This window comes from Actinomadura sp. CNU-125, from assembly GCF_001942465.1.
Classification (GTDB): domain Bacteria; phylum Actinomycetota; class Actinomycetes; order Streptosporangiales; family Streptosporangiaceae; genus Spirillospora.
The window spans coordinates 54,632-78,818 of the sequence record NZ_MKJY01000603.1 but is presented as its reverse complement, the minus strand read 5'-3'; the positions used below and the strand labels follow the sequence as shown (position 1 = coordinate 78,818).

The window sequence follows — 24,187 nt, the reverse complement described above, 5'->3', positions numbered from 1 at the left end:
GTCGCGGTCGTCCCGACCGCGGCCCACACGACCGGCTAGGTGAGGACGACATCGGGCACGAATTCCTACGGGCCCGCCTACGGCGTGAGGATCTCCCTGGCGGCCGTGCGGAAGTCGGCGACCGCGCGGTACAGGACGCGTTCTCGCTCGGCGGCGGATTCCAGATCCGCGGCCTTCCGGGCGGTGTCGCCCGCGCGGGCGTCGTCCACCAGGCGCCGCACCACCTCGGACAGGTCGCGGGACGCGCGTCCGATGCGGTCGACCGACTCCTCGATGGCCTGCGGCCCCTCCAGGCGGCCATGCGGGCTTATCCGGGTTTAACGCGCCGGACGGCATGCTCGCCCCCATGCGGGTTCTGATCGTCGAGGACGAGCGGGTGCTGGCGGACGCGATCGCCGAGGGGCTTCGTGAGGAGGCGATCGCCGTCGACGTCGTGTACGACGGGGACGCCGCGCTCGAACGGGCGTCGTACAACGAGTACGACGTCGTCGTGCTCGACCGGGATCTGCCGACGGTGCACGGCGACGACGTCTGCAGGGAGATCGCCGGGCGGAGCTACGCGGGGCGGATCCTGATGCTGACGGCGTCCGGGGACGTGGAAGAGCGGGTGGACGGGCTGGCGCTGGGGGCCGACGACTACCTCCCGAAGCCGTTCGTGTTCGGGGAGCTGGTGGCGCGGGTGCGGGCGCTCGGGCGGCGGGCGGGACGCGCGGTGCCGCCGGTGCTGGAGGTGCGGGGGGTGCGGCTGGATCCGCACCGGCGGCGGGTGCATCGGGACGGCCGGGAGCTGCGGCTCACGAACAAGGAGTTCGCGGTGCTGGAGGAGCTGCTGCGGGCGGACGGCGGGGTGGTGAGCGCGGAGTCGCTGCTGGAGCGGGCGTGGGACGAGCACATCGACCCGTTCAGCAACATCGTGCGGGTGACGATGGCGACGCTGCGGCGGAAGCTGGGCGCTCCGCCGCTGATCGAGACGGTCACGGGGTCGGGCTACCGGCTGGAGGAGCGGTGACGCGGCTGAGCGTCCGGACGCGGCTGACGCTGGTGTACGGGTCGCTGTTCCTGGTGACGTCGGCGGTGCTGGTCGCGGTGACGTACCTGATGACGGTGCAGAGCATGAACGCCGGGTTCGGGATGGAGAACGAGCCGACGATCACGGCCGCCGACCTGCAGGCGCTCGCCGGCGGGGACCGGGTCGACGCGCTGATGGACCTGCGGGACCGGGCCGAGCGGGCGATGGCGGAGCGGCGGGCGGACGTGCTGGAGCGGCTGCTGCGGGGGTCGCTGGCGACGATGGCGGTGCTGGGGGTCGTCGCGGTGGCGATCGGGTACGTGCTGGCGGGGCGGATGCTGCGGCCGATCCACACGGTGACGGCGACGGCGCGGCGGCTGTCGGAGAGCACGCTGTACGAGCGGATCGGGCTGGAGGGCCCGCAGGACGAGATCAAGGACCTGGCGGACACGTTCGACGGGATGCTCGACCGGCTGCACCGGGCGTTCGACGCGCAGCGGCGGTTCGTGGCGAACGCGTCGCACGAGCTGCGGACGCCGCTGACGATCAACCGGACGGTGCTGGAGGTCGCGCTGGCGAGCCGGAAGAACCCGCCGGAGACGAAGGCGCTGGCGGACGTCCTGCTGGGCAACACGGCGCGGCACGAGCGGCTGATCGACGGGTTGCTGCTGCTGGCGCGGTCGGAGCGGGAGCCGACGGCGCCGGACGAGCTGGACCTGGCGGAGGTCGTTCGGGGCGCCCTCGACCAGGCCGATCTCGACCTGGCCGACCGGGAGGTCGACGCCGACCTCGCGCCGGGCATGGTCGCCGGGGACCCGGTGCTGCTGGAGCGGTGCGTCGGGAACCTGCTGGAGAACGCGGCGAAGTACAACGTGCCGGGCGGACTGGTGCAGGTGCGGACGGGCACGGCGGACGGTGCGGCGTTCGTCCGGGTCGTGAACACGGGGAAGATCGTGCCGGAGTACGAGGTGGCGAACATCTTCGAGCCGTTCCGGCGGCTGCGGGCCGACCGGGTGGGGTCGGCGGACGGCGCGGGGCTCGGGCTGTCGATCGTCCGGGCGGTGGTGGGGTCGCACGGGGGTTCCATCGAGACGGTTCCGCGCGCGGAGGGCGGCCTGTCGATCACGGTCCGGCTGCCCGCGCTGTCACCTCGCTGACAAACGGGCGCGCGCGGCGTGTGCGTCCGGGGCGCATTGCGGGGGACGTCCGGGCGCCAATAATCCGGGCGTGTCCACACATACGAGTCATCCGGCGAGTTGCCCGGCCGGGGACGCGCGGCTGGTGCGGTCGCTGCGCGCCCGGCGCCCCGGGGCGGTCGGCCGCGTCTACGACGTCCACGGTGCCGAGCTGATCGAGTACGCCGAGGAGCTGCTCGGCGACCGGGACCGCGCGGTCGCGGCCGTCCGGTCGGTGCTGCTCTCGCTGCGCGCGGCGGACGCGGGCGGCGACGTCCCGCCTCCCGGGGAGCTGCGGGATTGGCTGCGCGGGTTGGTGCGGAACGAGTGTCAGGGCCCTGTCCTGCGGATACGTCTCCAGGTGGTATTGATCGGCATCATCCTCGGGGCCGTGCTCGCGGCCGGGGTGCTGGCGGCACTGGACGCCCGGGAGCGGGCGGGGCAGGCGCGGGCACCGGCCACCCGGATCAGTAGTTACTGACGAGTAGCATTGGGTGCGACCACCGAGCCCAGCACAGGGAGGACGCACCCGTGCCTCGCACCGCACGCGACGTCGTGTTCGTCGACGGCGTACGCACGCCGTTCGGCAAGGCCGGCCCGAAGGGGCTGTACGCGGAGACCCGGGCGGACGACATGGTCGTCCGCGCCATCCGCGAACTGCTGCGCCGCAACCCGTCCCTCCCGCCCGAGCGGGTGGACGAGGTCGCGATCGCCGCCACCACCCAGACCGGGGACCAGGGCCTGACCATCGGACGGTCCGCCGCCGTGCTCGCCGGGCTGCCCAAGAGCGTCCCCGGCTACGCCATCGACCGGATGTGCGCGGGCGCGATGACCGCCGTGACGACGTCGGGGGCGGGCATCTCGTTCGGCTCCTACGACGTCGCGATCGCGGGCGGCGTCGAGCACATGGGCCGGCACCCGATGGGCGAGGGCGTCGACCCGAACCCGCGGTTCCTCGCGGACCGGCTCGTCGACCCGTCCGCGCTGGTCATGGGCTCCACCGCGGAGAACCTGCACGACCGGTTCCCGGGGATCGGCAAGGAACGCGCGGACGCCTACGCGGTGCGCAGCCAGCAGAAGGTCGCGGCGGCCTACGAGGCCGGGAAGATCCAGCCGGACCTGGTGCCGACGGCCGTCCGCTCCGCCGAGCGCGGCTGGGGCCTGGCGACCGCGGACGAGCCGCCGCGCCCCGGCACGACGCTCGACGACCTCGCGAAGCTGAAGACGCCGTTCCGCGTGCACGGCAACGTGACGGCGGGCAACTCGGCCGGGCTGAACGACGGCGCGACCGCGTGCCTGCTGGCCGCCGAGGACGTCGCCCGCGAGCTCGGCCTGACGCCGAAGATGCGGCTGGTCGACTTCTCGTTCGCGGGCGTGGAACCCGAGGTGATGGGCGTCGGGCCCGTCCCGGCGACCGAGCGGCTGCTGGCCCGCAACTCGATGACCATGGACGACATCGGCCTCATCGAGATCAACGAGGCGTTCGCCGTGCAGGTCCTCGCGTTCCTGGACCACTTCGGGATCGCCGACGACGACCCGCGGGTGAACCCGTGGGGCGGCGCGATCGCGTTCGGCCACCCGCTCGCGTCGTCCGGCGTCCGGCTGATGAACCAGCTCGCGCGGCTGTTCGCCGAGCGGACCGACGTCCGCTACGGACTGACCACGATGTGCGTGGGCATGGGCATGGGCGGAACCGTCCTCTGGGAGAACACCGGGTGGGAGGGCGCCAAGTGAGCGCGAACATCAAGGACATTTTCAAGGACGAGATCGTCACCCACGCGCACGTGCGGGACGTGACGCTGCCGTACGGGGCGGGCACCCTCGCGCTGATCACGCTCGACAACGGGCACGACCACACCAAGCCGAACACCTTCGGCCCGAACGGGCTCGCCGAGCTCGACGCGGCCATCGACACGATCGCCGGACGCGACGACATCGCGGCGGTCGGCGTCACCGGCAAGCCGTTCGTCTTCGCGGTCGCGCCGACCTCAAGGGCGTGCCGCTGATCGGCTCCCGCGCCGACGCACTGGCGATCGGCAGGCTCGGCCACGACGTGTTCCGGCGGCTCGGCGAGCTGCCCGTGCCGTCGTTCGCCTACTACAACGGCGCGGCGATGGGCGGCGGCGTCGAGATCGGCCTGCACTGCACGTACCGGACGATCTCGGCGGGCGTCCCGGCGTTCGCGCTGCCGGAAGCGTTCCTCGGCCTCGTGCCGGGCTGGGGCGGCACGTACCTGCTGCCGAACCTGATCGGCGCGGAGAAGGCGCTCAAGGTCGTCATCGACAACCCGATGGCGCAGAACCGGACGCTCAAGGCACGGCAGGCGTTCGAGCTGGGCATCGCCGACGCGCTGTTCGACTCGGCCGACTTCCTCGAAGAGTCCCTCGCGTGGACGGCCCGCGTCCTCAACGGGGACGCCGCCGTCGAGCGTCCCGAGGTCGACAAGGGCAAGGCGTGGGACGACGCGATCGCGGCCGCCCGCTGGAACGTCGAGGGCAAGCTGCACGGCGCCGCCCCGTCGTTCACCCGGGCGCTCGATCTCGTCGCGGCCGCCAAGGACCGGACGCGCGACGAGGGCTTCGCCGCCGAGGACGAGGCGCTCGCCGACCTCATCATGAGCGACGAGCTGCGCGCCGGGCTCTACGCGTTCGACCTGACGCAGAAGCGCGCGAAGCGGCCCGCCGGGGCGCCCGACAAGTCGCTCGCCCGCGCGGTCACGAAGGTCGGCGTGGTCGGCGCCGGGCTGATGGCCTCGCAGCTCGCGCTGCTGTTCGCGCGCCGCCTGGAGGTCCCGGTCGTCCTCACCGACCTGGACCGCGACCGCCTCGACAAGGGCGTCGGCCACGCGCACGGGGAGATCGACAAGCTGCTCGGCAAGGGCCGCGTCTCCCCCGACAAGGCCAACCGGCTCAAGGCGCTGATCACCGGATCGCTCACCAAGGACGCCTTCAACGACGCCGACTTCGTCATCGAGGCGGTGTTCGAGGAGATGGCGGTCAAGCAGAAGGTGTTCGCCGAACTGGAGGACCACGTCTCGCCCGAGTGCGTCCTCGCGACCAACACCTCGTCGCTGTCGGTGACGGAGATGGCGTCGAAGCTGAAGCACCCGGAGCGGGTCGTCGGCTTCCACTTCTTCAACCCGGTCGCCGTGCTGCCGCTGCTGGAGATCGTCCGGGGCGACCGGACCGACGACGCCGCGCTCGCCACCGCGTTCACGACGGGCAAGCAGCTGAAGAAGTCGTGCGTGCTGGTCAAGGACGCCCCCGCGTTCGTCGTCAACCGCGTCCTGCTGCGGCTGCTCGCCGAGATCGTCCAGGCCGTGGACGAGGGCACGCCGATCGAGGTCGCCGAACGCGCGGCCGCGCCGCTCGGACTGCCGATGCCGCCGTTCGTCCTGATGGGGCTGGTCGGCCCGGCCATCGCGCTGCACGTGAACGAGACGCTGCACGGCGCGTTCCCCGACCGGTTCCCGCTCTCGGCCAACCTCGCGAAGCTCGTCGCGGCAGGCAAGCCCGGCGTGTACCGGCCGGACTTCACCCTCGACCCCGAGGCCGTGGAGATCTTCGCGGGCGGCACGTCGCCGTCCACCGAGGAGCAGGTCCTCGCGCGGGCGCTGGACGCGCTGGCGTCCGAGATCCGGATCATGCTGGACGAGGGGGTCGTCGCGGCGCCCGAGGACATCGACCTGTGCATGATCCTCGGCGCGGGCTGGCCGTTCCACCTCGGCGGCATCACCCCGTACCTGGACCGCGCGGGCGTCTCCGAGCGGGTCGCCGGGCGCCGGTTCCTGGAGCCCGGCGCGGCGTCCCTGCCCCGCTAGGCCGCACGGCGGAGGCGTCCCGAATCCGCTTCGGGACGCCTCTTTCCCGGCGTTCTCCCACGTCACCGGCATTCCCCGATTCGGCTGATCATAATTCGCGTCCGAACGGGCATAGCCGGATTCGGACGATCGGACCGCCCCGGGAGCCGAGCATGAGCCTGCTGCGCAAGAAGTCGGTCGAGCAGTCGATCCGCGACACCGAGGACCCGGAACACCGGCTCCAACGCGGACTCTCCGCCCTCGACCTGGTGGTGTTCGGCGTCGGCGTCATCATCGGCACCGGCATCTTCGTCCTCACCGGCGTGGTCGCCCGCAACAACGCGGGCCCCGCGGTCGCCCTGTCGTTCATCTTCGCCGCGATCGTCTGCGGGCTCGCCGCACTGTGCTACGCCGAGTTCTCCTCGACCGTCCCGGTCGCGGGCTCCGCCTACACGTTCTCCTACGCCACCCTCGGCGAGTTCCCCGCGTGGATCATCGGCTGGGACCTCATCCTCGAACTGACGCTCGCCGCCGCCGTCGTCTCCGTCGGCTGGTCCGGCTACTTCGCGTCGCTGCTGAGCGACCTCGGCGTCGACATCCCCGAATCGATCGCCGCGCCGCCGGGCGAGGGCGGCGTCGTGAACGTCCCCGCGATCGCGCTCGTCCTCGCCGTCACCGTGCTGCTCGTCCTCGGCATCAAGGTGTCCTCGCGGGTCAACGCCGTGATCGTCGCCATCAAGGTGACGATCGTGCTGCTGGTGATCTTCGCCGGGCTGTTCTTCGTCAAGGGCGAGAACTACAAGCCGTTCATCCCGCCGTCGGAGTCGGCTTCCGAGGCGTCCGGCGTGGACGCGCCGCTGATGCAGGTGATCTTCGGGATCACCCCGGTCAACTTCGGCTGGCTCGGCATCTTCGCCGCCATCGCCGTCGTCTTCTTCGCCTACATCGGCTTCGACATCGTCGCCACCACCGCCGAGGAGGCCCGCCGCCCGCAGCGCGACCTGCCGATCGGGCTCATCGGCTCCCTCCTCATCACGGCGGTCCTGTACGCGGCCGTCTCCACCGTCGTCGTCGGCATGCAGAAATACACCGAGCTGAGCGTCGACGCGCCGCTGTCGGACGCGTTCGAGTTCGTCGGCGCGCCCGCGTTCGCCACGATCATCAACGTCGGCGCGGTCATCGGGCTCACCTCCGTCGTGCTCATCCTCCTGCTCGGGCAGAGCCGGGTGTTCTTCTCGATGAGCCGCGACGGCCTGCTGCCCCGGTGGCTGTCCAGCGTGCACCCGCGCTTCCAGACGCCGTACCGCTCGACGATCCTGATGGGCGTCGTCTCCGCCGTCATCGCCGGGTTCATCCCGCTGACCGAACTCGCCACCCTCGTCAACATCGGGACCCTGTTCGCGTTCCTCGTCGTGTCGGTGAGCGTCCCGATCCTGCGCCGCACCCGGCCCGACCTGCCGCGCGCGTTCCGCACGCCGCTCGTCCCGCTCGTCCCGATCCTGTCCGTCCTCGGCTGCCTGTTCGTCATGATCAACCTGCCGCTGGAGACGTGGTACCGCTTCCTGGCCTGGCTGGCGATCGGCCTCGTCGTCTACTTCCTCTACGGCCACAGGCACAGCCGGCTGGCCCGCCGCAGCGAAAAATCGACCGAGTGACCCGTCTCACGGTGTTCAATGAATGAGACGGTGTGCACAATGGCCCGCATGGCTTCTCCTGTGCGCGTCGCGGTGATCGGGTCGGGCCCGGCGGGCGTCTACGCCGCCGAAGCCCTGGTGAAACAGGGCGAGGACGTCCGCGTCGACGTCTTCGATCGGCTGCCGACCCCCTACGGGCTCGTGCGCTACGGCGTCGCCCCCGACCACACCTCGATCAAGTCGATCGCCCGCTACCTGCAGCGGGTGCTGGAGGACCCGGCCGTCCGGTTCTTCGGCTGCGTCGAACTGGGCCGCGACATCACCCGCGCCGACCTGCTCGGCTGCTACGACGCCGTCGTCTACGCGACCGGCGCCATGGTCGACCGGCACCTGGCCGTCCCCGGCGAGAACCTGCCGGGCAGCGTCGCCGCCACCGACTTCGTCAACTGGTACTGCGGCCACCCCGACGCCGCCGACCACCAGTTCGACCTCTCCGTCGACGAGGTCGCGGTCATCGGGGTCGGCAACGTCGCCGTCGACGTCGTCCGCATCCTCGCCAAGACATCGGACGAACTGCGCTCCACCGACGTGCCCGAGCAGGTCATCGAGGCCCTCTCGAAGAGCCGCGTCCGCCGCGTCCACATGATCGGCCGCCGGGGCCCCGCGCAGGCGAAGTTCACCACCAAGGAGGCCCGCGAGCTCGGCGAACTGCCGAACGCCGGCATCCACGTCGACCCCGCCGACATGGACCTCGACCCGGCGAGCGCCGAACTCGCCGAAAGCGACCGGAAGGTCCGCGGCAACATCAAGGTGCTCAATACCTGGACGGCCGAACCCGCCGACCGCCCCCGGCAGATCGACGTCCGGTTCTGGCGCGCCCCGTCCGAGATCATCGGCACCGACCGCGTCGAGGGCCTCCGGTTGGAGAAGACCGCCCTCGACGAGAACGGCCGCGTCACCGGGACGGGCGAGTACGAAACCCTCCCCGTCGGCATGGTGCTGCGCTCCGTCGGCTACCAGAGCGTCCCCCTCGACGGCGTCCCGTTCGACGAACGCTCCTACGTCGTCCCCAACGAGGGCGGCCGCATCCTCGGCCCGGACGGCGCGCGGGTCCCCCGCGAGTACGTCACCGGCTGGATCAAGCGCGGCCCGTCCGGCGTCGTCGGCACGAACAAGTCCGACGCGGCCGAGACCGTCCGCAACCTCCTCGCGGACCTGCCCGCCGACCGCAAGCCGCCCGAGCACACCGTCGAGGAACTCCTCGAATCGCGCGGCCTGCCCGTCGTCACCTACGCCGACTGGCTCAACCTGGACGCCGCCGAGATCGCCCTCGCCCGCAGCCTCGACCGCGGCGAGCGCGTCAAACTCGGCCGCTGGGACGCGATGACCGCCGCCTGCCGGAACAAACCGCCCGCGGGGTAGTGACGGGAGTGTGACCGGGGCGCTACGGTGCCGCCTGTGACCGGCGGTCCAGAGCTGTACGGGTTCCCCCCACCCGAGTCTGTGCCCGACCTCAGGTGGCTGGGTCCCGACTACGTGTCCGTGCTCGTCCATGACCTGACGAAGGGGCTCCTCCGCCAGGACCCCCGCACGTCCGTCATGGGCGTCCGCTGCGACGGCGTGCCCGACCTGCGCCCCGCGGTCGACCACGCGGGCGTCATCCGCGCCCACGACGCCTGCTTCCCGCTGCAGGTCTACGTGCAGGACGGCGTCGGCCGCCTGTGGATGCTGCGCGGCCGCTGGACGTACGCGGGCCGCGAACTCGGCACCGCGGCCGCGTCCGTCCAGCACTTCTGGCAGCTCCTGGCAGCCGAAGGCGGCTGACCCACCGCCCACCCGACAGGCGGTGCGCCCACCACCGGCGCGGCCGCAGGCCGCCTCGCACCCGAAGCCCGCACGACCCACGGCACACGAAACCGCCAGCAGGCGTGCCGCACCGCCGACCGCACGAAGCGCACCCCAGCGCGCCACCCCGGCACGAGCGGAGGCACCCGCACCGGACGGAACGCGACCCCAGCGCGGCCGCAGGGCGACCCCAGCGCCCGAAGGCCGCGCAACCCACGGCACAAGCGGCCGCCGGAAGGCGTGGGCGCCACCCGGCGCGCGGAAGGCGTCAGTCGGTGGAGGGGGTGTGTTCGTGTTCTTCGAGGGCGGAGAGGCGGGCCACCGACTCGGTGATGTCGCGGGCGAGGGCCTGCGGGGTGAGGCCGATGTCGGCGAGGATCTCGCCGCGTGAGGCGTGGTCGAGGAACTCCTGCGGGATGCCGAACGTGCGGACGGGCACGTCCGCCTCGGCGTCGCGCAGGAGGCGGGCGACGGCGTCGCCGACGGCGCCGGTGCGGCCGTTGTCCTCGGCGACGGCGACGAGCTTGTGGTCGCGGGCGAGGTCGAGCAGGGCCGGGTCGAGGGGCTTGACCCAGCGGGGGTCGACGACCGTGACGCCGATGCCCTGCGCGGCGATGAGGTTCGCGGCCTCCAGCGCGGGGGTCGCCATCGAGCCGACGGCGACCAGGAGGACGCGGGTGCCGTTGGAGCCGTCGTGGCGGGCGAGGACGTCCATGTCGCCGGCCTTGTCGATCGCGTCGATGTCGGCGGCGGCGGGGCCCTTGGGGTAGCGGATCGCGGTGGGGCCGTCGGAGACGGCGACGCACTCGCGGAGGAGTTCGCGCAGGCGGGCGCCGTCGCGGGGGACGGCCATGCGCAGGCCGGGCACCAGCTGGAGGATCGACATGTCCCACATGCCGTTGTGGCTGGCGCCGTCGTCGCCGGTCACTCCGGAGCGGTCCAACGCGAACGTGACGGGCTGGCGGTGCAGCGCCGTGTCCATCAGGACCTGGTCGAACGCGCGGTTGAGGAACGTGGCGTAGACGGCGACGACCGGGTGCAGGCCGCCCATCGCGAGGCCGGTCGCGGACGTGACGGCGTGCTGTTCGGCGATCCCGACGTCGTAGACGCGGTCGGGGAACGCCTCGGCGAACGGGGCGAGGCCCGTCGGGTACAGCATCGCGGCGGTGATGGCGACGACGTCGCGGCGGTCGCGGCCGATCCGCACCATCTCGTCGCCGAACACCTTCGTCCAGGCGGGGCCGCCGCCTTTGGACAGGAACTTGCCGGTCGCGGGGTCGAACGCCCCGCCGCCGTGCATGCAGTCCTCGGTGTCGTTCTCGGCGGGCGCGTAGCCGCGGCCCTTGGTGGTGATGCAGTGCACGATGACGGGACGGCCGAAGCCGCGGGCGCGGCGCAGCGCCTTCTCGACGGCGTCCTCGTCGTGGCCGTCGATGGGGCCGACGTACTTCATGCCGAGGTCCTCGAACATGGCCTGCGGCTGCAGGACGTCCTTGAGGCCCTTCTTGATGCCGTGCAGCGTCTCGTAGGCCATGCCGCCGACGACGGGCGCGCGCGGCACCGTCTTCTTGATGAGGTCGAGCGCGTGCTCGTAGCCCTGGGTGACGCGCAGGTCGGCGAGGTGGCCGGCGAGGCCGCCGATGGTGGGCGAGTAGCTGCGGCCGTTGTCGTTGACGACGATGATGACGGGCCGGTCGGCGGCGCCCGCGATGTTGTTGAGGGCCTCCCAGCACATGCCGCCGGTGAGGGCGCCGTCGCCGACGACAGCGACGACGGCCCGGTCGTCCTCGCCGCGCACCTGGAACGCCTTGGCGAGCCCGTCGGCGTACGACAGGACGGTGGAGGCGTGCGAGTTCTCGATGACGTCGTGTTCGGACTCGGCGTGGCTCGGGTAGCCGGAGAGGCCGCCGCGCTTGCGCAGCAGGTCGAAGTCCCTGCGGCCGGTGAGCATCTTGTGGACGTACGCCTGGTGGCCCGTGTCGAAGAGGATCTTGTCCTTGGGCGAGTCGAAGATCCGGTGCAGGGCGATGGTCAGCTCGACCACGCCGAGGTTCGGGCCCAGGTGACCGCCGGTCTTGGACACCGCGTGGATCAGGAACTCGCGGATCTCCTCCGCCAGCCGAGGCAGCTGAGCGGCGTCCAGTCGCTTGAGGTCGTCGGGGTCCTTGATCGACTCCAGCAGGCTCACGCGATTCAACTCCTCATGGGGGACGACGGCTCCCCTGGCTCGGGCCGTTCCGAGTCTAATCCCGGTTCGATCGTGGCGCGCCGGAGGGAGTCTCCCCTCCAGGTGCGAAACCAGTCACGGCGAGGGGAGGTCGCCAGGGGAAACGGCCTTTCCGCATGAGGGGGATGGGGTAGGAAGTAGCCATGCGCGAGGAAGAGATCGTACTGCTCAACGCGGACGACGAGGCCGTGGGGACGGCGCCGAAGGCCGCGAGCCACCATAGCGACACGCCCTACCACCTGGCTTTTTCATGCTATGTGGTGGACACGGACGGTCGCGTGCTGATCACGCAGCGCGCGCTGGGCAAGCGGACGTTCCCGGGGGTGTGGACGGGCAGTTGCTGCGGGCATCCGGCGCCGGGCGAGAAGCTGCGGGACGCGGTGCTGCGGCGCCTGCGGGACGAGCTGGGCGTGTCGGGGGCGGCGCTCACGTCCGTCCTGCCCGGGTTCCGGTACCGGGCGGTCGCCGAGGACGGGACGGTCGAGCACGAGCGGTGCCCGGTGGTGCGGGCGACGGTCGCGCCGGGCGGGGCCGTCGCGTGCAACCCCGAGGAGGTCGAGGCGGCGGAGTGGTGGTCGTGGGACCGCTGCCTGGAGCTGGCCGGACGGCCGGAGTCGTCGCCGTGGTACCGGCTGCAGCTGGCCGAGCTGGCGCCGCTGGGCGCGCCGCTCGGCTGGCCGGACGCGGCGCGGGGCCGCTGCCGCCCGCCGTCTCCTGGTAGCCGCGGGCGGCAGGCCGATGTAACCGCCGGGTCACTGTTCCGTACGGGTGTTGACGATCTTGTGAGCCGAGCAGACGCTTGTTTTTCGGGCGACCGAAGGGACGGGCGATGTTCGGACGTACTCGAGGAAGCGCCGCCGGCCGGGGCCGGACGACGTCGTTCGCCGCGGCCGCGCTGGCCGCCGTGCTGGCCCTGGCGGGCTGCGGCGGCGACGGCGGCTCCGGCGACAGCTCCGAGGTCGAGGTCTTCTCTTGGTGGACGGGCCCGGGCGAAGCCGAGGGGCTGACGGCGCTGCAGGCGCTGTTCGAGAAGCAGAACCCGGGGACGAAGTTCGTCAACGCGGCGATCGCCGGCGGTTCGGGCACGCAGGCCAAGGCGGTGCTCGCGAGCCGGCTCAAGAACCGCAAGCCGCCGGACTCGTTCCAGGGCCACGCCGGGGCCGAACTCCTCGACTACATCAAGGCCGGGCAGATCGAGCCGCTGAACGACTTCTACGACGAGAACGGCCTGCGGGACGTCTACCCGAAGCAGCTCATCGACCAGATCACCTACAAGGGCAACATCTACTCGGTTCCGGTGAACATCCACCGGTCCAACGTGCTCTGGTACAACCCGGGCATCCTTGAGGAAGCCGGGGTGGACGAGCCGCCCGCGACGATCGACGCGTTCATCGACGCGCTGAAGGCCGTCGACGCGACCGGGAAGGTGCCGCTGTCGCTCGGCGCGCAGTGGACGGCCGACCACCTGCTGGAGAACGTCCTGCTCGGCTCGCTCGGCACCGACGGCTACAACGCGCTGTGGCAGCCGGGCGCGAACTGGGGCACCCCGGCCGTCAAGGCCGCCCTCGACGACTTCGCCGAGATCATGAAGTACACCACCGCCGAGGCCGCGTCCACCGACTGGCAGGGCGCCGCGAAGGCGGTCGTGGACGGGCGCGCCGCGTTCAACATCATGGGCGACTGGGCGTACGGCTACTTCGTGAACCCGGCGCCGAACGGGCTGGCCAAGAAGCTCGGCACGGACTTCGACTACGCGCCCGCGCCCGGCACGGACGGCACGTACATGTGGCTGTCGGACAGCTTCACCCTGCCCGAGAACGCGCCCCACCGGGGCGGCGCCCTGGCCTGGCTGAAGACCGTCTCCAGCAAGGAGGGCCAGGACGCGTTCAACCCGAAGAAGGGCTCGATCCCGGCGCGCACGGACGGCGACAAGTCCCTCTACAAGGACTATCTGGAGTACGCCATCACCGAGTGGAACAAGCCGGACATCAAGCTGGCGGGCTCGTTCTGGCACGGCGTGACGGCGAACAACAAGTGGCACACCGACATCGACACCGCAGTCGGCCTGTTCCTCCAGCACAAGGACCCGGCGAAACTCCAGGAGGCGCTGGTCACGGCCGCCCAGAACAGCGGCCAGTGAGGCTGCGCCGCGCCCGGCGGTGGCTGCCGGGCCTGCTGCTGGTCTCCCCGTCCATCGTGGCGATCGGCGTGTTCGTCTACGGGCTCATCTTCTGGAACACGCGGGTCGCGCTGAGCGGCAAGCACGACGAGGTATCGCCGCTGGGCTTCGACGGCGGGAAGAACTTCGTCGACCTGTGGCACCAGCCGAGCTGGCCGGGCGCGGTGTCCAACGCGCTGGTGTTCACGGCCGTGTTCGTCGTCGGCGCCCTGCTGCTCGGCGCGTTCCTCGCGTTCCTGATGGACAAGGGCATCCGCGCCGAGGCGTCGTTCCGGGTCGTCTACCTGTTCCCGATGGCGGTGTCGTTCATCGCCGCCGGGGTGGTGTGGCGGTGGCTGCTGAATCCGGCGCCCGCCGACCGGGCCGTCGGCCTCAACCAGCTGTTCCACGACGCCGGTCTGGGGGCGCTGGCGAACACGTGGTGGCAGAACCCCGACTGGGGCATGGCCGCCATGGCGCTCCCGGCGATCTGGCAGATGTCCGGTTATGTCATGGCGCTGTACCTGGCCGGGTTCCGCGGCGTGCCCGAGGAGCTGCGCGAGGCGGCCCGGGTGGACGGCGCGTCCGAGTGGAAGGTGTACCGCTACGTCGTGTTCCCGCAGCTCCGCCCGGTGACGCTGTCCGCGCTGATCATCCTCGGGCACATCTCGCTGAAGGTGTTCGACCTGATCATGGCGATCGCGGGCAAGCAGATCATCACCTACGTCCCGGCCGTCGCCGCCTACGTGGAGATCTTCGACCGGCACGACCCGGCGAACGGCGCCACCATCGCCACGTACCTGCTGCTCGCGGTCGCCGTCCTCGTCATCCCCTACCTGGTGTGGACGATCCGTTCGGAGCGGGCGCGGTGAGCCGCGTCGTCCGGTTCGGCCGCCCGGCCGTCCTGCTGCTGTTCGTCGTGCTGTTCCTGATGCCGGCGTACGTCCTGCTCGTCACCAGCTTCAAGCCGCTGCAGGAGGCCGGGCCCGCCACCGCGTGGAACCTGCCCGAGCAGTGGAGCGTGTCCGGCTGGACGGCCGCGTGGGACGAGCTGCGCCCGGGCATCGTCAACAGCTTCCAGATCGCGGTCCCGGGGGCGATCATCTCGGCGGTGCTCGGCTCGCTGAACGGCTACGTGCTGTCGAAGTGGCGGTTCCCGGGGTCCGACGCCGTCTTCACGCTGTTCCTGTTCGGGATGTTCATCCCGTACCAGGCCGTCATGATCCCCCTGGCGGGCGTGCTCACCGACATGCAGATCGTCGGGACGATCCGGGGCCTGATCCTCGTGCACGTCGTCTACGGCATCCCGATCTGCACGCTGATCTTCCGCAACTACTACGTCACGATCCCGGACGAGCTGATCGAGTCGGCGCGCGTGGACGGCGCCGGGATGCTCCGCGCGTACGCGTCGGTCGTGCTGCCGCTGTCGGCCCCGGCGTTCGCCGTGACGATCATCTGGCAGTTCACGTCGATCTGGAACGACTTCCTGTTCGCGGTCTTCCTCGGCGCACCCGACTCGTGGCCCGTCACCGTCATGCTGAACAACACCGCGGGCTCCGGCGCGGTCGCCGTCCAGTACAACGTGCAGATGGCGTCGGCGCTGCTGGCGTCGCTGCCGACCATCCTCGTCTACCTGCTGCTCGGGAGGTTCTTCATGCGCGGCCTCATGGCCGGGGCCCTCAAGGGATGACGTGCGGCCCCGCGGTTGTCACTTCTGCACAGTTGTCACGTCAACCACTTTCCGTTCCCACGCGTCACAGAGATGATCGGGCAGGATCGGACATGAGCGGACCGCTCACCTCCCCCATTGGCGCAACCGCTCCGATGCGCCTAGCCTCTCGGGCATTGCCGCGCGGCGTCCCCGCCGTGAACCATGCCGGGGGTGGGGACGGTCGAGCACTGGAGGTGACCGCGTGCAGGCGATAAGTGTTCAGCAGCCCTGGGCGTTCGCGATCGCGTGCGGGGGCAAGAGCGTCTCGAACCAGGCCGTGCCGACGGCCTACCGCGGGCCGCTGCTGATCCACGCGTCCATGCGGGTCGACCTGTCGGCGTGCGACTCGCCGCTCGTCCAGGCCGCCGGCTGGGACCCGTCCGACCCGCTCGCCGCGATCGGCGCCGCCATCGCCGTGGCCGACCTCGCCGCGGTCTGCTCCGCGACCGTCGGCGCGTCCGGCCGCGGCGGGACGGACGAGTGCGCGTGCGGCCCGTGGGCGGAGCCGGGCAGGCACCACTGGCACCTCGCGGACGTGCGCGCCCTGCGGCGTCCGATCATCTCCCTCGGCCGCACCGACCTGTGGGAGCCGTCCGCGAACCTCCTCACCGAGGTCGAGACGATGCTCGCCGCGCCCGCCGCGAACCCGGCGGGCTAACCGGCCGCCTCGTCCGCGGCCTCGTCCGGGGCTTCGGCGGCGGCTTCGCGGAGGCGGGCGAACTCGGCGGCCATGCGGTCGAGGGACCAGCTCGCGTTGAGGCCGCTCGGGTTCGGCAGCACCCACACGCGGGCGGAGCCGAACGTGTCGTCCTGGGGGCCGATCTGCGTGCGCGGACGGCCGAACGCGGTGCGGTACGCGGTGACGCCCGCGACCGCCAGGTAGGCGGGACGGTACCGGTCGACGAGCGCCCGCAGGCGGCGCCCGCCGTCGCGCAGCTCGTCCGGGGCCAGCTCGTCGCGCGGGCGGTGGTGCGCTGCGCCAGGTTGGTGATGCCGAGGCCGAACGCGGGCAGGAGATGCTGCTCGGACGGGTCGAGGAGCCGGTCGGTGAACCCGGAGCGGTGCAGCGCGGGCCAGAAGCGGTTGCCCGGACGGGCGAAGTGGTGCCCGGTCGCGCCCGAGTACAGGCCCGGGTTGATGCCGCTGAACAGGACGCGGAGCGTCCCGCCGGGGGCGGGCAGGACGTCGGGGACGACACGGTCGCGGGCGGCCTCGAGGTCGGCCTTCGTGGGGCGCACTACACCAGACTACGGACGATCAGGGCGATCGCGGACGCGCCGACGACGATCAGCAGCGCGGTGCGCAGCCGTCCGGCGTCCAGGTAGCGGCGCAGCGGACCGGCGGCGAAGAACCCGGCCAGGACGAACGGGACGAGCGACAGCCCGGCGGTGACCTGCTCGATCGGGAGGCGGCCGACCGCGGCGAGGGAGACCAGCGAGAGCAGGCAGCCGGCGACGAAGAACAGCGCGAGGGTGGCGCGCACGCGGGGGCCGCTCTCGCGCTGGTAGAGCAGCGCGATCGGCGGGCCGCCGATGCCGGACGCGGTGCCGGTGGTCCCCGCGATGGCCCCGGCGGCGGCGAGCGTGCGGGGGGTGCGCGGCACCTCGCGCGACCACGCGGTGACGGCGAGGGCGGCGAGCACGAAGAAGCCGATCACGATGCCGAGGGCCCGGGCGGGCACGGCGGCCACGAGCCACACGCCGAGCGGCGTCCCGGCGACGCGTCCGCCGAACGCCCAGCCGAGGCCGCGCAGCTCGGCGTGCCGCGCCTCCTGGGCGAGCGTGGCCAGGGGCAGGACGGTCGCCACGACGAGAATCGTGCCGGGCATCAGCGACGGGAAGAGCATCGTCACGATCGGGGTGGCGACCAGGCCGACGCCGAGGCCGACGCTGCTCTGCACGATGGCGCCGAGCAGCGCCGCCACTCCCCCGACGATCAAGAAATCGGGATCCACGCCGTGGAACGATACAAGTCAGGCGGAAGCCTCGGTCAGGCGGCTCACCTGGTCGTCCTTGAGCACGGTGCCCGAGACCTCCAGCAGCGGCGGGAGCTGCTCCATCGTGCGGGCGCTGGCGATGGGCGCGACGACGGTCGGCTGGGCGCCCAGCCACGCGAGCGCCACCGTCGCGTGGGACAGGCCCGACTCCCGGGCGACCTCGTCGAGGGCCTCCAGGACTTTACGTCCGCGCTCGGTGTCCAAGTACTTCGCCGCCCGCCCGGCGCGCGCGCTGTCGACCTCGGTGTCGGGGCGGTACTTGCCCGTCAGGAACCCCGAGGCGAGGCCGTAGTACGGGACGCACGCGAGCCCGTGCCGTTCGGCGATGTCGCGCCGCGGCCCCTCGTAGGTGTCGCGGGACACGAGGTTGTAGTGCGGCTGGATCGCGACGTACCGGGCGGTGCCCTCCCGCTCGCTGAACGCCAGGGACGCCTCCAGCCGTCCGAGTTCGATGTTCGACACCGCGATCTGCCGGACCTTGCCCGCCTTCACCAGCTCGTCCAGCGCGGTCATGATCTCCTCGACGGGGACGGACTCGTCGTCGAAGTGCGTGTAGTAGAGGTCGATGCGGTCGGTGCGCAGGCGCCGCAGCGAGTCGTCCGCCGCCGCCTTGATGTTGGCGGCCGCCAGTCCCTTGCGTTGCGGGTGCTGACCGACCTTCGTCGCGATGACGATGTCGTCGCGGTTGCCGCGCGCCTTCGTCCACTCCCCGATGATCTCCTCGGACTCGCCGCCCTTGTTGCCGGGCGCGTGCGCCATGTACGAGTCGGCGGTGTCGATGAAGTCGCCGCCGGACGCCGCGTACGCGTCCAGGATCTGGAACGAGGTGTCGCGGTCGGCCGTCCAGCCGAACACGTTGCCGCCGAGGCACAGCCCGGACACGTCGAGGTCGCCGATCTTCTTAGTGGTGTTGGCCATACAGGCGATGTAACCAAGCGCGCGGGTTCGAAGCCCACCCGGCCGCCCGATTGGGCAGAATGTCGGAATGCTCAGCGCATGTCTGGCCTTCGCCGCCGTCGCCGCACTGGTCACGATCACGCCCGGTCTGGACACGATGCTGGTGCTCCGCACCACCGTTGCGGACGGGCGCCGGACCGGGTTCCTCGCCGCGACGGGCATCGCGACCGGGCTGCTGTGCTGGGGCGCGGCGAGCGCGGCGGGACTGACGGCGCTGCTGGCGGCGTCCCGGTTCGCGTTCGACGTGCTGCGCGTCGCGGGCGCCTGCTACCTGCTGTGGCTGGGCGGGCGGGCGCTCTGGGGGGCGCGGCGCGCGGCCGCCGCCGAAGACCTCCCCGAACCGGACATGTCCGGTGCCGCCGCGTACCGCACCGGGCTCGTCACGAACCTGCTCAACCCGAAGATCGGCGTGTTCTACATGAGCCTGCTGCCGCAGTTCCTCCCGGCGGACGCGCCCGTGTTCGGGACGAGCATGCTGTTCGCCGTCATCCACGTCGCCGAGGGCCTCGCGTGGTGCGCACTGCTCGTCGGCGCCGCGGGCGCCGCGCGCCGGACGCTCGCGCGTCCGTCCGTGAAACGCCGCCTGCGGCAGGTCACCGGCGTCGCGTTCATCGGCTTCGGCCTGCGCCTCGCCGCCGACCACTGAGCGACGGGTCAGCGCGCGCCGGGGCCGGGCCGGACGAGTCCCGTCTCGTAGGCGTGCACGACGGCCTGCGTGCGGTCGCGCAGGTCGAGCTTGGCGAGGATGTTGCCGATGTGCGTCTTCACGGTCTGCTCGGCCACGACGAGCCGGCCGGCGATCTCGCCGTTCGACAGCCCGTGCGCGACGAGCGTGAGCACCTCGGTCTCGCGCGCGGTCAGCCGGTCGAGCCGCTCGCGGCGGGGCGCACGCGGGCCGCCGAGCCGGGCGAACTCGGCGATCAGCCGGCGGGTGACCGACGGGGCCAGCAGCGCCTCCCCGGCCGCCACGACCCGCACCGCCTCCGCCAGCGCCCCGGCGGACGCCTTCTTCAGCAGGAACCCGGAGGCGCCCGCGCGCAGCGCCCCGTAGACGTACTCGTCCAGGTCGAACGTCGTCAGCACGATGACCTTCGTGGTCGCGGAGATCCGCCGGGTGGCCTCCAGCCCGTCCATGCCGGGCATCCGCACGTCCATCAGGACGACGTCGGGCGCCAGCTCCGCGGTCTTCGCGACGGCCTCGTGCCCGTCGGCGGCCTCCCCGGCCACCTCGATGCCGGGCTGCGCGCCGAGCAGCACCGAGAACCCCTCGCGGACCATCGCCTGGTCGTCGGCCAGGAGCACCCTGACGGTCACCGCGGCGCCTCCTTCCCGGCCGGGAGCACGGCCGTCACCGTGAAGCCGCCGTCCGGGCCCGGGCGCGCGGCCAGTTCGCCGCCCAGCATCGCGGCCCGTTCCCGCATCCCCAGTATCCCGTGGCCGGGCCCGCCCGGCGGAGGCCCCGGCGCCCCCGGCGACGGGCCGTTGCCGACCGTCAGCTCGATCCGGTCCGGGCGGTAGGCCAGCACGACGTCCACGTCGGCGCCGGGCGCGTGGCGCAGGACGTTGCTCAGCGCCTCCTGCACGATCCGGTACGCCGACACTTCGAGGGCGGGCGTGGTCGCGGGCCGGTCCCCCGACACCCGCAGGCCGACGGCCAGGCCGGTCGCGCGCAGGCCGTCGACGAGGCCGTCCAGCCCGTCCAGCGTGGGCTGCGGGGCGGAGTCGGCCGGGCCGTCCCCGGCCCGCAGCAGGCCGAGGACGCGGTGCAGTTCGTCGATCGCCTCCAGCGCGTTCGCCCGGATGACGGCGAAGCTGCGCGCCAGCTCGTCCGGTACCTCCGCGACGCGGTAGGGGGCCGCCTCGGCCTGGACGGCGACCACGGACATGTGGTGCGCGACGACGTCGTGCAGTTCCCGCGCGATCCGGGCGCGCTCCTCCAGCAGCGCGCGCCGCTGCCGCTCCCGGGCGAGCCCGCGCAGCGCGTCGCCCCGCCCGCGCAGGGCCGCCGCCGCCAGCACCACCGTGCCGGACACGAGCAGCACCTCGGCGAGGCTCGGGAACGCGTCCCGTCCCGGCGGCTCGACCTCCGGCCCCGGACGGGGCGAGGGCAGGGCGAGCCCGTCGCCGCCGGACAGCGCGATGGCCAGGCCGACCGCGGCGACCCCGGTGAGCGCCCACATCTGCGCCGCCACCCGGGCGGGCACGCGCAGCGCGACCAGGGCGAGCACCGCCAGATGCGCCGACAGGCTCGGCCCCGCCCACAGCGGCCCGTCCTGCGGACCGGGCGACGCGACGGCGAGCCCGGTCACCGTCGCCAGCGCCAGCGACAGCCACCAGCCGGCCATCGGCCGGAACACGCACACCACCAGGGCGGACGCGTGGACGAGGCTCAGCGTCGCCGCCGACCCGTTCGGCAGCGCGTAGTCGGTGAGCAGGATGTGCCACGACGACCCGGCGAGGACGACCGCGCCCGCGGCCACGAGCCCGTGCGGCAGCCACGCGGCGAGCCGCGGGCGGGACGGCACGTCCAGCGGCAGCAGTGCGGGACCGGCGGCCGGGGACAGGTCCCGCAACGCGTTCCGCACGACCGATCCGACCGATCCGACCGTCATCGCCCTCCCCCGCCCGCCGGGCGTCCCGGCGCCGCCCCGCCCACGACGGTAACCGCCGCTCCGCCCCGGCGCCTCCCCCCACGGAACGGGCCTGCCGCCTACCTCTGGGGTATGAGACGGAACGGGCCGCCTCCCGGAGGAGACGGCCCGTTCCGCGGGGTCGTGCGTCACTTGCGGATGAGGCTCCGCAGGACGTACTGCAGGATCCCGCCGTTGCGGTAGTAGTCCGCCTCACCGGGGGTGTCGATCCGGACGACGGCCTTGAACTCCTTGCCGTCCGCCTTCACCGTGACCTCCTCGGGGACGCCGCCCTCGTTGAGGGCCGTGACGCCGGTGATGTCGAACGTCTCGGTGCCGGTCAGGCCGAGCGACTCGGCCGACTCGCCGTCCTTGAACTGCAGCGGCAGGACGCCGAGGCCGATCAGGTTCGAGCGGTGGATGCGCTCGTAGGACTGCGCGATGACGGCGCGGACGCCGAGCAGCGCGGTGCCCTTCGCGGCCCAGTCGCGGGACGAGCCGGAGCCGTACTCCTTGCCCGCGATGACGACGAGCGGCGTGCCCTGCGCGGCGTAGTTCTGCGCGGCGTCGTAGATGTAGGACTGCGGCGAGCCCTCCTGGGTGAAGTCGCGGGTGAAGCCGCCCTCGACGTCGTCCAGGAGCTGGTTGCGCAGCCGGATGTTGGCGAACGTGCCGCGGATCATGACCTCGTGGTTGCCGCGGCGCGAGCCGTAGGAGTTGAAGTCCTTCACCGCGACGCCGTTGTCCTGGAGGTACTGCGCGGCGGGCGTGCCGACCTTGATCGCCCCGGCCGGGGAGATGTGGTCGGTGGTGACCGAGTCGCCCAGCTTCGCCAGGACGCGCGCGCCGTGGACGTCGGTGACCGGCTCGGGCTCGGCGGCCATCCCGTCGAAGTACGGCGCCTTGCGGACGTACGTGGACGCCGGGTCCCACTCGAAGAGGTTGCCGGTCGGGATGTCGAGGCCGCGCCACCGGTCGTCGCCCTTGAAGACGTCGGCGTAGCTGCTGGTGAACATGTCCTGGCCGATGGACGACTCGACGATCGCGGCGACGTCCTCGGGCGCGGGCCAGATGTCGCGCAGGTAGACCGGGCCGTCGGTGCCGTCGGCGATCGGGTCGTTGAGGATGTCGATGTCCATCGTCCCGGCCAGGGCGTAGGCGATGACCAGCGGCGGGGACGCGAGGTAGTTCATCTTCACGTCCGGGCTGATGCGGCCCTCGAAGTTCCGGTTGCCGGACAGGACGGCCGTGACCGCGAGGTCGTTGTCGTTGACCGCCTTGGAGATCTCCGGCTGCAGCGGGCCGGTGTTGCCGATGCAGGTCGTGCAGCCGTACCCGACCAGGTTGTAGCCGATCTTGTCGAGGTAGGGGGTGAGGCCCGCGCGCTCGAAGTAGTCGGTGACGACCTGCGACCCGGGCGCGAGGGAGGTCTTCACCCACGGCTTGCGGGTGAGGCCCTTCTCGACCGCGTTCTTGGCCAGCAGCGCCGCGCCGACCATCACGTACGGGTTCGAGGTGTTGGTGCAGGAGGTGATGGCCGCGACGGCCACGTGCCCGTGGTCGAGCTCGAACTTCGTGCCGTCCTCCAGCGTGACCTCGACCCGCTTGTGCGGACGGGACGCGCCGTTGGTCGCGTGCTCGCGGGGCTTGTCGCCGGCGCCGCCGTGGCTGATCGCCGGGGAGTCGGACGCGGGGAACGACTCGTTGGACGCCTCGTCGGCCGGGCCCTGCACGCTGCTGACGTAGTTCTGCACGTCGCGGCGCCAGGTCTCCTTGGCCTCCGACACGGCGATGCGGTCCTGCGGGCGCTTCGGGCCGGCCAGCGACGGGACGACCGTCGACAGGTCCAGTTCGAGGTACTCGGAGAAGTCCGGCTCGACCGACGGGTCGAGCCACATGCCCTGCTCCTTGGCGTACGCCTCGACGAGCGCGATCTGATCCTCGCTGCGCCCGGTGAGCCGCAGGTACTTCGTCGTCTCCTGGTCGACCGGGAAGATCGCGCAGGTGGAGCCGAACTCGGGGCTCATGTTGCCGATCGTGGCGCGGTTGGCCAGCGGCAGCGCCGCGACGCCCTCGCCGTAGAACTCGACGAACTTGCCGACGACGCCGTGCTCGCGGAGCATCTCGGTGATGGTCAGCACGAGGTCGGTCGCGGTCGTCCCGGCCGGGAGCTCGCCGGTCAGCTTGAAGCCGACGACGCGCGGGATGAGCATCGAGATCGGCTGGCCGAGCATCGCGGCCTCCGCCTCGATGCCGCCGACGCCCCAGCCGAGGACGCCGATGCCGTTCTCCATCGTGGTGTGCGAGTCGGTGCCGACGCAGGTGTCGGGGTAGGCCACGCCGCCCCGGTCGAACACCACGCGGGCCAGGTGCTCGATGTTCACCTGGTGGACGATGCCGGTGCCGGGCGGCACGACCTTGAACTCGTCGAACGCCGTCTGGCCCCAGCGCAGGAACTGGTAGCGCTCCTTGTTGCGCTCGTACTCGACCTGCACGTTGCGCTCGAACGCGTCCGGCGAGCCGAAGTAGTCGACGATGACGGAGTGGTCGATGACCATCTCGGCCGGCGCCAGCGGGTTGATCTTGGACGCTTCGCCGCCGAGGTCGCGGACGGCCTCGCGCATCGTCGCCAGGTCCACCACGCAGGGCACGCCGGTGAAGTCCTGCATGATCACCCGCGCGGGGGTGAACTGGATCTCCTTGCTCGGCTGCGCCTTGGCGTCCCACCCGGCGAGCGCGCGGATGTGGTCGGCGGTGACGTTCGCGCCGTCCTCGGTGCGCAGCAGGTTCTCCAGCAGCACCTTGAGGCTGTACGGGAGACGGGCCGAGCCCTCGACGGCGTCCAGCCGGTAGATGTCGTAGGACTTTTCGCCCACCTGCAGCTTGCTAAGGCTGCCGAAGCTGTTCGCGGACACGGACTCCTCCTCCGTCGTCACCGCGCGTCCGGTCCGGGACATGAGCGCGCGGCGCAGTGTTCTCAGTTCGTCGAAATCCCGCCCCCGTGACCGGCGTCGCCCGGGCGGGACGGAAAGCTCATCTCCCCTGA

General features: G+C 72.0%; 20 protein-coding genes and 2 pseudogenes. 14 read left to right on the top strand and 8 right to left on the bottom strand.

The features are described 5' to 3' along the window. Window positions 1-77 precede the first annotated feature (77 nt). Window positions 78-221: a hypothetical protein gene (locus BJF79_RS56940; protein ID WP_158079552.1), complete on the bottom strand. Its 144-nt coding sequence runs from the start codon at window positions 219-221 to the stop codon at window positions 78-80. A gap of 125 nt (window positions 222-346) precedes the next feature. On the opposite strand from BJF79_RS56940, the gene BJF79_RS50250 reads away from it, so the two are divergent. The 8 genes and pseudogenes from BJF79_RS50250 (at window position 347) to BJF79_RS50215 (ending at window position 9,441) form a co-directional block, all read left to right on the top strand. Further along, entirely contained in the window at window positions 347-1,009 is a 663-nt protein-coding gene (locus BJF79_RS50250; protein WP_075907615.1) for a response regulator transcription factor, read from the top strand. After that, window positions 1,006-2,166: a sensor histidine kinase gene (locus BJF79_RS50245; RefSeq protein ID WP_262403746.1), complete on the top strand. Its 1,161-nt coding sequence runs from the start codon at window positions 1,006-1,008 to the stop codon at window positions 2,164-2,166. Before BJF79_RS50250 ends, BJF79_RS50245 begins: the two co-directional genes overlap by 4 nt. A 70-nt stretch (window positions 2,167-2,236) precedes the next feature. After that, the gene (locus BJF79_RS50240) at window positions 2,237-2,665 is read left to right on the top strand and encodes a hypothetical protein (RefSeq protein ID WP_143221046.1); all 429 of its coding nucleotides are present in this window, start codon (window positions 2,237-2,239) and stop codon (window positions 2,663-2,665) included. 50 nt (window positions 2,666-2,715) lie between these two features. Then, a complete protein-coding gene (locus BJF79_RS50235) occupies window positions 2,716-3,918 on the top strand; it encodes a thiolase family protein (protein WP_075907597.1) in 1,203 nt (400 codons plus the stop codon). Continuing rightward, a pseudogene (locus tag BJF79_RS50230) lies at window positions 3,915-6,004 on the top strand (3-hydroxyacyl-CoA dehydrogenase NAD-binding domain-containing protein). The gene BJF79_RS50235 and the pseudogene BJF79_RS50230 overlap by 4 nt, the downstream one beginning before the upstream one ends. Window positions 6,005-6,156: 152 nt before the next feature. Next, the gene (locus tag BJF79_RS50225) at window positions 6,157-7,638 is read left to right on the top strand and encodes an amino acid permease (RefSeq protein ID WP_075907596.1); all 1,482 of its coding nucleotides are present in this window, start codon (window positions 6,157-6,159) and stop codon (window positions 7,636-7,638) included. A 48-nt stretch (window positions 7,639-7,686) separates the two neighbouring features. Continuing rightward, complete coding sequence (locus tag BJF79_RS50220; protein ID WP_143221045.1) at window positions 7,687-9,039, top strand: FAD-dependent oxidoreductase; 1,353 nt, start codon at window positions 7,687-7,689, stop codon at window positions 9,037-9,039. A gap of 36 nt (window positions 9,040-9,075) precedes the next feature. Continuing rightward, window positions 9,076-9,441, top strand: coding sequence for a hypothetical protein (locus tag BJF79_RS50215; protein WP_075907594.1), 366 nt, complete (start codon window positions 9,076-9,078; stop codon window positions 9,439-9,441). A 289-nt stretch (window positions 9,442-9,730) separates the two neighbouring features. On the opposite strand, the gene dxs is transcribed toward BJF79_RS50215, so the two are convergent. Then, entirely contained in the window at window positions 9,731-11,650 is a 1,920-nt protein-coding gene (gene dxs / locus BJF79_RS50210) for a 1-deoxy-D-xylulose-5-phosphate synthase (protein ID WP_075907593.1), read from the bottom strand. A gap of 182 nt (window positions 11,651-11,832) precedes the next feature. On the opposite strand from dxs, the gene idi reads away from it, so the two are divergent. From idi to BJF79_RS50185, 5 genes are all read left to right on the top strand, one after another. Next, complete coding sequence (gene idi, locus BJF79_RS65170) at window positions 11,833-12,696, top strand: isopentenyl-diphosphate Delta-isomerase (protein ID WP_262403745.1); 864 nt, start codon at window positions 11,833-11,835, stop codon at window positions 12,694-12,696. Next, window positions 12,594-13,829 (top strand): ABC transporter substrate-binding protein, encoded by a 1,236-nt coding sequence (locus tag BJF79_RS50200; RefSeq protein WP_262403752.1) that lies wholly within the window; start codon window positions 12,594-12,596, stop codon window positions 13,827-13,829. The genes idi and BJF79_RS50200 overlap by 103 nt, the downstream gene beginning before the upstream one ends. A 2-nt stretch (window positions 13,830-13,831) precedes the next feature. Beyond that, on the top strand, window positions 13,832-14,719 hold the full coding sequence (locus tag BJF79_RS50195; protein ID WP_075907614.1) for a carbohydrate ABC transporter permease: 888 nt from the start codon (window positions 13,832-13,834) through the stop codon (window positions 14,717-14,719). Continuing rightward, on the top strand, window positions 14,716-15,537 hold the full coding sequence (locus BJF79_RS50190) for a carbohydrate ABC transporter permease (RefSeq protein WP_410050245.1): 822 nt from the start codon (window positions 14,716-14,718) through the stop codon (window positions 15,535-15,537). Before BJF79_RS50195 ends, BJF79_RS50190 begins: the two co-directional genes overlap by 4 nt. A gap of 223 nt (window positions 15,538-15,760) precedes the next feature. Continuing rightward, entirely contained in the window at window positions 15,761-16,216 is a 456-nt protein-coding gene (locus BJF79_RS50185; protein WP_075907590.1) for a hypothetical protein, read from the top strand. Here the strand turns inward: BJF79_RS50185 and mug are convergent. From mug to BJF79_RS50170, 3 genes and pseudogenes are all read right to left on the bottom strand, one after another. After that, a pseudogene (gene mug / locus BJF79_RS50180) lies at window positions 16,213-16,796 on the bottom strand (G/U mismatch-specific DNA glycosylase). The gene BJF79_RS50185 and the pseudogene mug sit on opposite strands and share 4 nt — an antisense overlap. Further along, window positions 16,796-17,512, bottom strand: coding sequence for a sulfite exporter TauE/SafE family protein (locus BJF79_RS50175; RefSeq protein WP_075907589.1), 717 nt, complete (start codon window positions 17,510-17,512; stop codon window positions 16,796-16,798). Before BJF79_RS50175 ends, mug begins: the two are co-directional and overlap by 1 nt. Window positions 17,513-17,530: 18 nt before the next feature. Continuing rightward, on the bottom strand, window positions 17,531-18,472 hold the full coding sequence (locus tag BJF79_RS50170; RefSeq protein WP_075907588.1) for an aldo/keto reductase: 942 nt from the start codon (window positions 18,470-18,472) through the stop codon (window positions 17,531-17,533). A gap of 67 nt (window positions 18,473-18,539) precedes the next feature. Between BJF79_RS50170 and BJF79_RS50165 the strand changes: the two genes are divergently transcribed. Then, on the top strand, window positions 18,540-19,157 hold the full coding sequence (locus tag BJF79_RS50165) for a LysE family translocator (RefSeq protein ID WP_075907587.1): 618 nt from the start codon (window positions 18,540-18,542) through the stop codon (window positions 19,155-19,157). 8 nt (window positions 19,158-19,165) lie between these two features. Here the strand turns inward: BJF79_RS50165 and BJF79_RS50160 are convergent, their stop codons facing one another. The 3 genes from BJF79_RS50160 to acnA form a co-directional block, all read right to left on the bottom strand. After that, complete coding sequence (locus BJF79_RS50160; protein WP_075907586.1) at window positions 19,166-19,825, bottom strand: response regulator; 660 nt, start codon at window positions 19,823-19,825, stop codon at window positions 19,166-19,168. Beyond that, window positions 19,822-21,096 carry a sensor histidine kinase gene (locus BJF79_RS50155; protein ID WP_262403744.1) on the bottom strand — a complete coding sequence of 425 codons (1,275 nt, stop codon included), beginning with the start codon at window positions 21,094-21,096 and terminating at the stop codon, window positions 19,822-19,824. The genes BJF79_RS50160 and BJF79_RS50155 overlap by 4 nt, the downstream gene beginning before the upstream one ends. A 194-nt stretch (window positions 21,097-21,290) precedes the next feature. Continuing rightward, window positions 21,291-24,056, bottom strand: coding sequence for an aconitate hydratase AcnA (gene acnA, locus BJF79_RS50150; RefSeq protein ID WP_075907613.1), 2,766 nt, complete (start codon window positions 24,054-24,056; stop codon window positions 21,291-21,293). Between the last annotated feature and the right edge of the window lie 131 nt (window positions 24,057-24,187).

What these genes read in the sequence shown, in the direction of transcription:
- BJF79_RS50165 (WP_075907587.1), top strand. Translation starts at nt 18,540, where the DNA reads ATGCTCAGCGCATGTCTGGCCTTCGCCGCCGTCGCCGCACTGGTCACG.
- BJF79_RS50170 (WP_075907588.1), bottom strand. Translation starts at nt 18,472, where the DNA reads ATGGCCAACACCACTAAGAAGATCGGCGACCTCGACGTGTCCGGGCTG.
- BJF79_RS50250 (WP_075907615.1), top strand. Translation starts at nt 347, where the DNA reads ATGCGGGTTCTGATCGTCGAGGACGAGCGGGTGCTGGCGGACGCGATC.
- BJF79_RS50225 (WP_075907596.1), top strand. Translation starts at nt 6,157, where the DNA reads ATGAGCCTGCTGCGCAAGAAGTCGGTCGAGCAGTCGATCCGCGACACC.
- BJF79_RS50220 (WP_143221045.1), top strand. Translation starts at nt 7,687, where the DNA reads ATGGCTTCTCCTGTGCGCGTCGCGGTGATCGGGTCGGGCCCGGCGGGC.
- idi (WP_262403745.1), top strand. Translation starts at nt 11,833, where the DNA reads ATGCGCGAGGAAGAGATCGTACTGCTCAACGCGGACGACGAGGCCGTG.